7 protein-coding genes are annotated in these 10,540 nt (G+C 42.1%); 4 read left to right on the forward strand and 3 right to left on the reverse strand.

The features are described 5' to 3' along the window. Nucleotides 1-480: 480 nt before the first annotated feature. On the reverse strand, nucleotides 481-1,284 hold the full coding sequence (gene pssA, locus QME20_RS19195) for a CDP-diacylglycerol--serine O-phosphatidyltransferase (protein ID WP_049586630.1): 804 nt from the start codon (nucleotides 1,282-1,284) through the stop codon (nucleotides 481-483). 376 nt (nucleotides 1,285-1,660) lie between these two features. Between pssA and xdp1 (QME20_RS19200) the strand changes: the two genes are divergently transcribed. From xdp1 (QME20_RS19200) to prsT, 3 genes are all read left to right on the forward strand, one after another. Then, nucleotides 1,661-2,596, forward strand: coding sequence for an exosortase-dependent surface protein XDP1 (gene xdp1, locus QME20_RS19200; RefSeq protein WP_239241562.1), 936 nt, complete (start codon nucleotides 1,661-1,663; stop codon nucleotides 2,594-2,596). Between the two features lie 161 nt (nucleotides 2,597-2,757). Continuing rightward, the gene (xdp1, locus tag QME20_RS19205; RefSeq protein WP_278347118.1) at nucleotides 2,758-3,630 is read left to right on the forward strand and encodes an exosortase-dependent surface protein XDP1; all 873 of its coding nucleotides are present in this window, start codon (nucleotides 2,758-2,760) and stop codon (nucleotides 3,628-3,630) included. A 105-nt stretch (nucleotides 3,631-3,735) separates the two neighbouring features. Then, nucleotides 3,736-6,549 (forward strand): XrtA/PEP-CTERM system TPR-repeat protein PrsT, encoded by a 2,814-nt coding sequence (gene prsT / locus QME20_RS19210; protein WP_239241566.1) that lies wholly within the window; start codon nucleotides 3,736-3,738, stop codon nucleotides 6,547-6,549. Nucleotides 6,550-6,583: 34 nt separating this feature from the next. On the opposite strand, the gene dld is transcribed toward prsT, so the two are convergent. Continuing rightward, nucleotides 6,584-8,287: a D-lactate dehydrogenase gene (gene dld, locus QME20_RS19215; RefSeq protein WP_187447341.1), complete on the reverse strand. Its 1,704-nt coding sequence runs from the start codon at nucleotides 8,285-8,287 to the stop codon at nucleotides 6,584-6,586. Between the two features lie 38 nt (nucleotides 8,288-8,325). Next, on the reverse strand, nucleotides 8,326-10,035 hold the full coding sequence (locus tag QME20_RS19220) for an L-lactate permease (RefSeq protein WP_239219195.1): 1,710 nt from the start codon (nucleotides 10,033-10,035) through the stop codon (nucleotides 8,326-8,328). 160 nt (nucleotides 10,036-10,195) lie between these two features. Between QME20_RS19220 and QME20_RS19225 the strand changes: the two genes are divergently transcribed. Continuing rightward, nucleotides 10,196-10,498 carry a LysR family transcriptional regulator gene (locus tag QME20_RS19225; RefSeq protein ID WP_281716481.1) on the forward strand — a complete coding sequence of 101 codons (303 nt, stop codon included), beginning with the start codon at nucleotides 10,196-10,198 and terminating at the stop codon, nucleotides 10,496-10,498. The last annotated feature ends 42 nt before the right edge of the window (nucleotides 10,499-10,540 follow it).

Here is a 10,540-nt window from a genome sequence, read left to right on the forward strand (position 1 = left end):
TTAGGCCTGCCGCCAGCGTTCAATCTGAGCCATGATCAAACTCTTCAATTAAATATATCGAAATATGAATCGTCGTTATGTGACACTCTTAACGAGTGCCCACACAGATTGTCTTGTCTAAATTTTTAAAGAACGTTACTAGCTTTTGCTAGCTGCCTCTCCCGAAGCGGATGCGTATCTTACAGCGCATCTTTTTTTTGTCAACAACTTTTGTTTATTTATTTTTAAACTTGGTTTTTGACATCCTCATCAGTTGTTAGCGTTTTGCTGTTCCCTGTTGAGGAGGCGCGCATTCTACGCATTCCTGTAGCATCGTCAACACCCTTTTTAAAATAAATATAAAAAAAGCGACCGCCCGGTCGCTTTTTAATCTATTAGTACATTAAGCATGCGTTTACGCTTGTATATCCTTATTCTATCAGCTCAAAAAGGCATATCCTCTTTATTATTGAGCGAAGACATCTGATTATTGCTACGTAATCATTCCTGCTTATTGTCTACACTTTCATTGCTTTTCTTTTTATCGGCATTGAAGTCTGCATCTTCTTCATGGTCGCCCACTACATCGTCTAACGTTACTTTCTCAACGGTACGAAACGTATTGATAGGTCCAGCTAACGCATATAGTGCAAAAACAAGGAACAATACTAAAGCGGGTTCTGTTGCCACAACAACGAATATCAGAAGAACTAAAAGAAGGCCTACAAATGGGACCTTGCCATGCCAATTAACTTCTTTGAACGAATTGTACTTAAAGTTGCTCACCATAAGTAAGCCAGCTAAGCCTGTTACTGCAGCAACTATAAAACCATAGTCGGTACCTACTGCATCATACTCAACACCTACCCATACAAGACCAGACACAACTGCCGCAGCAGCCGGACTTGCTAGCCCTTGAAAGAAACGCTTATCTGCAATACCCACCTGTGTATTAAAACGGGCCAAGCGAAGCGCTGCACCTGCTACATATATAAAGGCAGCTAACCAGCCTAACTTGCCAAGTTCAGTTAACCCCCAATTGTAAGCAACAAGTGCAGGCGCTACGCCAAAAGAAACCATATCGGCCATAGAGTCAAATTCAGCACCGAAGTCGCTTTGCGTGTTCGTCATTCTTGCCACACGCCCATCTAAACCATCAAAGATCATAGCGACGAAGATAGCTACTGCGGCGGCTTCGAACCTGCCGTTCATTGATGAAACCACAGCAAAGAAACCAGAAAACAACCCTGCCGTTGTTAATAAGTTGGGAAGTAAGTATATCCCTTTACGTTTTTGATCAGACATATGTCCTCATACTTCTACATATACAATTGCACTAATTATTTCATAGATATGCAGGAACGCATAGCAAAGTAAAAAGACTGCCTCGTTCCTTTACATAACGCCGTTGCAAAACGTTATTAGCTTTGCATTGATTACACGTACTCCTACCACAATGCCGGCGCTTGGCTTCTACTTATTCAGGACCGCGTATGCTCACGATTAAACAAACAACTAATAACTAGGTATACGGTTACATACCTTAAATAGCTCACCGTTCATATATCATACAAGTCCATGTTGAAATTAGGTACTACCAAGTTTGTGTTCGCATAATGTGCGCACACATCACTCGGCGTGTACTTGAAGTGCTTTGCGCTTCATATTTAGGAAAGCAATTATGCGAACGCTACAAAAAACGTTTTCTTTGCAAACTGTACTATTACTTTCCACAGCTTTGCTATCTACCCTGAGTGCTAATTCAGCATTCGCTACCTACTATAAAAAGCAAAGTTATTCTCACTGTGGGTCATCGAGCCAAAGCAACGAACAAAGCAATATATGTAACTCTCCGTTGGGAGAATACACCTACGATCTAGTCGATGACAAAGTGACACAAACCAATCAGACGAATAATTCCTTTGTTCAAATAGACGGATTAAATATTAGTATGTCCGCCTTTTCTGACACACAAGGAGTTACCGGCGAAACAGTCGTTGGCGCCAAGTTAGAAAAAATCTCAGATAAATGGGCTTACGGCATAACAAACAATGATGAAGCGTACTATCGTGGCGACGCTGACCACGCTATTGACAATATCAACTATTACTCTCAAGGTAGCGCGAACGCTTATTATAGTGGTATGACTAACGTAGAACGTGACTATGACTTCGTGTTGTTATCTTTCGACTCTGCGGTGACACTAACGGGCGCAAGTTTTTCATGGCTTTACAGTGGCAGCGACAGCCAAGTATCTGTTGCAGCACTAAGTAATACTTCGAAACTAACCTCAGGTGTTAACACGTGGAGCGATATTGTCACTAACGCCTTAACTTCAGCCTCATTTGATATTGAAAACTGTGAATATTTAGATCACCGCGCTGACTTTACTTTCACTGAGTCCGCTCAATATTGGTTGGTTGGCGCTTATAACACCGTATTCGGAAATATTGGCGGCCATGTAGGTAATGATGCCTTTAAGCTTGCTAATGTTGGCTTCTCTGTAACAGAGTCTGCCGGTACGCCAACGCCAACAGAAGTTTCTGAACCTGGCACCATTGGCTTACTCATGGCTTGTTCACTTCTCGTGATGTGGCGTCGCAAAAAATCCATTTGAAGAAATTAGACTTTAGATCACTGACAGATTGAAAAATCTGTCAGTTTTTTTTACTTGGGCATCTAAAGAACCAGAAAAATAACTTTAAAATCATACGCTTAAATATTGGCACACAAAATGCTTGATAACTTATTATCTGTAGTTTTAAGTTGTATAAGCCTATGAAGTCGATACTAAAATTTTCCATTACCACCGCTACCTTTTTAGCCCTAGCAAGCAATTCTGTTTTTGCTTCATCCAGTGACAACAAAAGATATGACTTGATGTCTCATTCTGAGAATAGTGTCCTTTCAAGTGATGGTGTAGTAATAGATGGCGTCAATGTCAAATTGTCTGCCTGGACTTACATTGACTACTCTACAGACTGGGAAAGAAGAAACGGTAGCTGGACGCAACTCTCTAGTTCAAACGTTAAAAGTTTCGATGAGTCTAATGCTCAATTCGTAGGCCAGCCAAACCTTAACTACGACTATGGATATGGCGTGCAAAATAGTCACGAAGCTACTGGTGCCCACCAAACTATAGACAACCTATTTGATTATGACTCCGATGACAACTGGCATACCGCACAAGGGAATCGTACGTTTGACTATATTCTCTTTTCATTTGATAAAGCGGTAAGCCTGAATAGTGTTGAGCTTGGATGGCACGCGGGTAGTGGGCAACAGCTTTCAGTAGCTGCGTTATCCGGTGCTAATTTGGAGAACAACTCGTGGACCAACATTGTTCAGAAAGACTCTTTAGGTAAAGCTATCTCTTCATCATTCAATATAGCTGGCGATCAATACAATGGCGTAGCCAATGTGAGCGACGCTTTTAGAAATGAATTCTCAAATTTGTGGTTAGTTGGCGCTTACAATAAAATCTTTGGAAATATTGGTGGCTCTGACTCAAACGACAAATTCAAATTAAGCGCTTTGTCATTTGATGTTCAGAATACTCCACCTCCAACACAAGTTAGTGAGCCTGGCGCCCTAGCACTGATGGGGTTGGGTTTAGGTCTTGTTCTTTATAGACGTAAGCGCCGCGTTTAATTGTTTAAAAACGCTTAGAAAACACGTATCTTTAGAAGGTGGCTTAGGCCACCTTTTTTTATGCTATTTTTAAGCCAGCGGCTAGGCTAAGTTTCGAAGGTATATATGGATTTTTTTAATAATAAAAAGCGTGTTGTACAACGCGCTATTGTCTCTGCAGTTGCCTCATCATTAATCGCTTTTAACAGTTTTGCTTCTACGTCAGAAGACTACGAAAAAGCACTGACCGCGTTTAATCAAAACGAATACGACGAAGCCTATATCCACCTTAAAAACAGCTTACAAAAAGATCCTGAAAACCTTGCTGCAAAAATCCTAATGGGCGAAATACTGCTTATTAATGGCTACTTAACTGCAGCAGAAATGGAGTTTGTAGAAGCGTTGGAAATGGGTGCAGATATCAACCTTCTGGCAGAGCCTCTCGGCAACACTTGGTTGTTTTTGAACAGGTACCAAGAAATTGTAGACTTCTCTGATCTAAACAAACTGTCAGGTGATGCTGAGCGCGAGTGGCTGATGATACGTGCAACTGCATGTATTAGACTGCAAGACGAGTCGTGTGCCCTACGTGATTACAATACAATTGTTTCACGCACGCCTAATTTTGTACCTGCAATAAATGGCTTAGCCTCCATAGCTCTTCAAAATGAAAATTTATCCAAAGCGACCTCGCTTATAAATAAAGCTATGTCGTTAGAACCAGAAAATGCAATAACATGGCGACTGAAGGGGCAACTCGCATACCGACAGGGTGATACAGACGCTGCAACCGCACACTTACAGAAAGCGCTGACTTTTAATCGAGACGATCCCATTGCATTACGGAATCTTGTTGATTTGTATTTAGAAGCGAAAGACTACGACACGGCAAAACTGTTCGTAGATGAGATAATCCAAGATACACCCAATGATCCGCTCGCCATTTTACTTAATAGCTGGTTACAAAGCAGAGACAACCAGCAAGCTATCGATAACGAAAAACTAAAAGAACTTAACGACTTCATGGCTCAACTGGATCCTGAGCTTATTACCTCACAGCCCATGTTGCTTTACATAAGTGGTTTAACTAACTTCTTTAATAACAACATGGAGACAGCCGCGAAAGATTTTAACGCTTATCTGCAACAAGAGCCTGATGACTTACAGGCGGTATTGATGTTGAGCCAAGTTTACATGGCGACTCAACAAGATAAGCAGGCCCTTGCCCTGCTTGAACGTCATCAGGATGCGTTAATGGAAGACCCAGACTCAGCACTGCTTTTAGGTGACTTATTTATTCGCCAAAACAAAGCGTTTAAAGCCGAGCGACTTTTGCAAAATCTTGAATATAAATACCCGAATGAAAACAAGCTCCAGCTATTTAAGATTAAATTAATGGCTGCTAGAGGTAAGCAAGATGAAGCGCTATCTATTCTTGAAAATAACTTATCTACCTACAAGGATAATGCCGGCTTTCTTTTCACTTATTCATTGATGAATTTACAAGCTCAGCAGTTTAAGAATGCATTAAAAGGCGCTGACTTACTAAGCGCTTTGTTTCCAAACGAAGCAGAAGTTTTCAATCTTAAAGCCGGTATATTGATTAGACAGGGTCGATTAGAAGAAGCCAAGATCAACATAGAAAAAGCGCTAGCGCAAAACCCGACGCTTTTCCCTGCGAAATTCAATTTAGCAGCCACGGAAAGCCGTTTAGGAAATGTCGATAAATCTAACCTGCTAGTAGAAGAGTTACTTGCTCTGTCTCCCCAACATAATGAAACGCTGATGCTGAAAGCGTTCAATTTAAGCAAAGCAGGAAATCTAGAAGAAGCTAAGCAAATTTATCTCGATATATTGACGCTCACGCCTTCAAATACTGGAGCGAGAGAGCGCGTTTCATCTTTGTATCAACAACAAGGCGACACAAAAAATGCGCTCTATCACTTAGACCTCTTAATCAAAGACGATTTCGACAACGCCGATTATCTCCTTCGAAAAGCAGCGCTTCAGTTAGAAGCAGGTCAACGTGCCGATGCAGAAAAAACGCTAAGTATTGTGAGGAATTTTATCAATGACGATGCCGGCAAGCTTATCGCATATGCTGATCAAGCTCGAAGTGTTGATAATGATGAAAACGCCTTAGACGCCATGGCCCGAGCGTATGAAATAGCGAATACAAGTACGTTTGTCACGTTGCGTTATGTGAGCCTACTGCTCGACATGCAAAACAACGACAAAGCACAATCATTGCTAACAACCATTCCCACAAACCAACAACAAAATCCGGTTTATTATTTCTTGAAAGGCCGATTGGCAGCAAATAAGGGAAACAGTGAACGTGCTATCAAAGAGTTTGAAAAAGCGTTAGATGTAGACGCTACTTTTGCACAGGCTTTTGTTGCCATTTACAACTACGCACTGAACGATCAGTTTGTCGATGTATTCTTGAATACGGCAAGAAAACTGGTGAGCGAGAATGAAAACAATCTGCTGGCAAAAAACCTGTTGGCGCAATACTTATTTTTCATTCAAGAGTTCGATGAGTCGATAGCGCTTTACAAGGAGCTTGTTGAGCAACCAAACTTACTCAACCCTGCTGAGGCTTACAATCGCCTAGCGATCATGCATATCGAGAAATCGCTAGTCACTGCAAAAAACTATGCACGTCAGGCCTACGAGCTTCAACCAAACTCAGCAAAAATATTGGATACCTACGGTCACATCAAAGCGCTACAAGGAGACTATGAAGGCAGCCTTAAAATGCTGAGGGATGCGTTCGCCAGAGACGTCAACGACCCAAATATTCGCTATCATCTGGGCTACACGCTAGCCAAGCTTAATAGAATTGAAGAGGCGAAGAAAGAGCTAGAATATGCAGTAAATGTAGAGCGTCCCTTCTTTAAGCGCCCGCAAGCAAGAGCATTATTGGAGAGCCTTTAAGGCTCTCGCTCGGATTAAGTAGAGATTAATTCAACTAAAGACAGCACGAACAGTTGCGTTTGTGCTTTTCCATTTTGCCAATACCAGGGTTAAACGTATTGGTTGGATCTAAGTCTTTGTAAAATTTCTGCAAGTTACTTTCGGCTTCATACAAATGACCTACATTGTGTTCAGCCGGATACTTAGCGCCACGACTGTCTAATAGTGCCAACATATCTGCTTTTACTTTTTTGGCGTCGCTGCCTTTTTTAAGTATGTAATCTTGATGAAAGACATGGCAGAAGAAATGTCCATAATAAAGTGACTTTTCAACGTGTTTGGCGATGTGCTCAGGCAGGTTCTCTACCCATAAATCATCGTTGCGGCGCAATGCGATGTCCAATGCTAAGATGTCTCCTACTTGCTTATGGTGTAACGTTTGATAGCGAACCGCGGCGCCAGCTGCAGCAAAACGTAATAAAAACGCCTTAGACGCTTCTTCTTCATTACAAGTAATGAAGTCACCATCTAGCTTCTCTTCGTTAAACAGCTTGGCCAAAAGTGTTTTAACCTCTTCGATGCCACCATCGCTCATTTTAAGGATTAGATGATGCTCGTACTTGTCGCGGTAAGTTCTTATACTCGAGGGTATTTGGTCAGAAAAGAACTTACTACCGAACTGCATCAATCTGTCGCTTAGGTAAGGAGGAAGCAGAGGTAACTTGTTGAGCACGGCATCCACCCGCCCTTTAAGTGCAAACATTTTAGGTAGCGAGTCAGTTCCCAAACGCTGAATACTTATAATCGTATCTTTCCCGTAAACATCTGCAATATCGAACATTTCTCTATGAAGATATTCACCTACTTCAGGAACGTTTTTACATTGAGTCAGTATGTCTCTGCGAATACGAGTAAGTACAGAGGCATCATTCGTACCGATATAAAACGTTTGTTCTTCATTAGGCACTTCGAATGTGTCTAAACGCACCGCGAAAACAGCAATTTTACCTGCGCACCCACTGGCTTCGTAAAGCCGTGTTGGATCAGCATTGAAGCGGCTCGGCGTATCAGCATTCACGTCTCTAACGATGTGTTCATAATCACTTGCCGACGCTTTCATACTGGTTTCAGGTAGAGATTTTGGAAAGTTGCCAGAAGAAAGGTTTCCGATAATTTCTTCTGGTGTGTCGCCTAAATCTATACCTAGGTGATTAACAAGCTTTAGCTCTCCGTTTTTATCCACCTGAGCAAACAGCGATAATTCAGTATAGGCAGGTCCCCTTTTTACAAGTGCCCCACCTGAGTTGTTTGCAACACCACCGACAATAGACGCACCTAGACATGACGACCCAATTACAGAGTGAGGCGCACGCCCAAGTGGCTTTAGCGCCTTTTCAAGTTTGAACAGTGTTGCTCCTGGAAAACTCAATACTTGCGTTCCGTCGTTAACCAGAACAATATCGTCCATTGCTAACGTATTTATAACCACCACTGGCCTATCGTAGTCGCTACCGCTTGGCGTTGAGCCTTCGGTCAAGCCGGTTTTCGCGGCCTGCATAATAATGATGCAGTTATATTCAACGCAAACCTTTAGCACTTCCCAATATTGCATTAGCGTATGTGGAAAAAGTACAGCCAATGCTTCGCCTTCGCCTGACCGCCATCCCTTGCGATAGTGCTCAGTTTGGCGCGTTCCTACGGCAAGGTTGCTTTCCCCGAGTACGCGTGTAAAAGCGTCAATAATTGGGGTTGTTTGCATGTATAACTCCTTAGAACAGTGCAATGCGTATTAAAAAATTAATTTGTGCCGACTAGTGGACCACCGACTTCAAACACATAAACCCCCAACCATACTAAAATACCTGCAAATACAACGTAATATATAGTTGGGATAATAGTCTTTCTTAAAGTAGCTCCCTCTTGCCCTATTAATCCTACCGTTGCCGACGCAGCTACAACATTGTGTATTGCAATCATATTTCCGGCAGCCGCCCCAACGGCTTGCGCTGCGATAATTAGTGCAGGTGACAATTGAAGGCTTAGTGCTGCTTCGAACTGAAACTGGCTGAACATCATATTTGATACTGTATTCGAGCCTGCGATAAATGCACCTAATGCACCAATAGTAGGGCTAATTAATGGGAAAGCTTCGCCAAACATATTGGCGAACAATTGCGCGCCAGCTATCGGCATACTGACGATGTCGGCGCCATTCACACCTGAATTTATAAAAAGCCTAACCATAGGAATTGTGAACATCAATACAAAACCAGCACTTAGCAACGTTTTGCTGGAATCATTGAAAGCCTTAAACAACACTTCTCCCTTGGATACCTTTTTACTTTGAATGATTACTGCAACCAATGCACCTATTAACAACAACCCACCAGGAAGATATAGCGGACTGATTGATGCACTTACACCCGTTTCACCCAGTATGTTGTCAAATGAGAGTGTCAGCGACGTAGTAAATTCTTTTATCGTTGGAAACACTCTGGATATAACGAGCAGAAGTGCAACAACTAAATAAGGGACCCAAGCCGTAACCCAATGCATGGCCTTTTGTGACGTTATGTCGTCTGCTTTTATTTCCAAATTACCCAGCCAACCTTTGTCCCATGACGCTTTCGGCGGGAAATCCCATGTTGTTTTAGGCATCAAGAAACCATTTTTAGCTGCAGTAACAACCACTGCCAAGCTCACCAATCCTCCAATCAACGATGGAAATTCAGGGCCTAATACAATGCCGGTAAATACGTAAGGAATGGTAAAGCTGACGCCTGCGAATAAGGCGAAAGGTAGAATTTGTAACCCTTCGCGCCAAGACTTGTTGGAGCCAAAAAAGCGAGTAAGCATTACAGCCATTAAAACTGGCATAAATGAGCCAATAATTCCGTGGATAGTTGCCACTTCAGAGGTGATTAGTTGAATAAACTGCTCCCATTGCCAGCCTTGAGCCTGCAAAGTCTGACTGATCGCTTGGCCGTCTAAACCTTTGTTTACACCAATGACAATAGGCGTTCCCACCGCGCCGAAAGAGACGGGTGTGCTTTGGATCATCATACCAATAAGTACGGCAGCCAATGCTGGAAAACCGATGGCAACAAGCAAAGGAGCCGCTATAGCGGCCGGCGTGCCAAAACCAGAAGCACCTTCAATAAAAGTACCGAAGCACCAAGCAATGATTATTGCCTGGACTCTTCTATCAGGTGAAATGTTGGTGAAACCCTGGCGGATAACATCAATTGCTCCAGTATATTTCAATGTGTTGAGCAGAAAAATTGCACCAAATACAATCCACAAAACAGATACTGTAATCACTAAGCCTTGTAGAATTGAAGCGCCCACCCGTACTGCCGACATATCCCATGCTAAAAGTGCCATAAGTGCTGTACTTGCTAATACAACTGGCATTGCTCTTTTCGCAGACCACTGTAAACCCAATAGCAGCACTGCTGAAAGCGTTATAGGTAACAATGCTAATAATCCAAGGGTTATCTCATTCATGAGTTTTCCTCTTATTATAATTAGTTAATTATTCGAGTTTCTAACGTTAGAAACTCGATGTTAATGCAGGGTTAAAATTTAGGTATGCGACTGTACTAATTTCTCACGTGTTGATATATATGCATTAAAGACAAAGTTTATTTCCATTTTTGGACTAATAGTGGCAAAAGCAGACGATATTATCCTTTTTGTGAACGTAGTTGATGAAGGCTCTTTTTCAAAGGTCGCTCAAAAACTCAACCTAACTAATTCTGTAGTAAGTAAGCGTATCGCACGATTAGAGTCAGATTTGAACGTTCAATTGCTTTACCGCTCTACACGAAAGCTCAATTTAACTGATGCAGGAAGAACACTGTACAATAAGGCGAGAATCGCCAATTTAGCCATTCAAGACGCAGAAGATGCCGTCAGTGGTTACAGTGATGAAGTGACGTGGTCAACCAAAATTGACCAACCCAGTTAAGCTACTTTTTTCAATTTCTTCATGTCCGCCTCATATTGATTT

It is taken from the genome of Alteromonas sp. CyTr2, assembly GCF_947311905.1.
Taxonomy (GTDB): domain Bacteria; phylum Pseudomonadota; class Gammaproteobacteria; order Enterobacterales; family Alteromonadaceae; genus Alteromonas; species Alteromonas macleodii.

Excerpts from the sequence above, each read along its gene's own strand:
- pssA (WP_049586630.1), bottom strand. The coding sequence starts at position 1,284 with ATGTCTGATCAAAAACGTAAAGGGATATACTTACTTCCCAACTTATTA.
- xdp1 (WP_239241562.1), top strand. The coding sequence starts at position 1,661 with ATGCGAACGCTACAAAAAACGTTTTCTTTGCAAACTGTACTATTACTT.
- xdp1 (WP_278347118.1), top strand. The coding sequence starts at position 2,758 with ATGAAGTCGATACTAAAATTTTCCATTACCACCGCTACCTTTTTAGCC.
- prsT (WP_239241566.1), top strand. The coding sequence starts at position 3,736 with ATGGATTTTTTTAATAATAAAAAGCGTGTTGTACAACGCGCTATTGTC.
- dld (WP_187447341.1), bottom strand. The coding sequence starts at position 8,287 with ATGCAAACAACCCCAATTATTGACGCTTTTACACGCGTACTCGGGGAA.
- QME20_RS19220 (WP_239219195.1), bottom strand. The coding sequence starts at position 10,035 with ATGAATGAGATAACCCTTGGATTATTAGCATTGTTACCTATAACGCTT.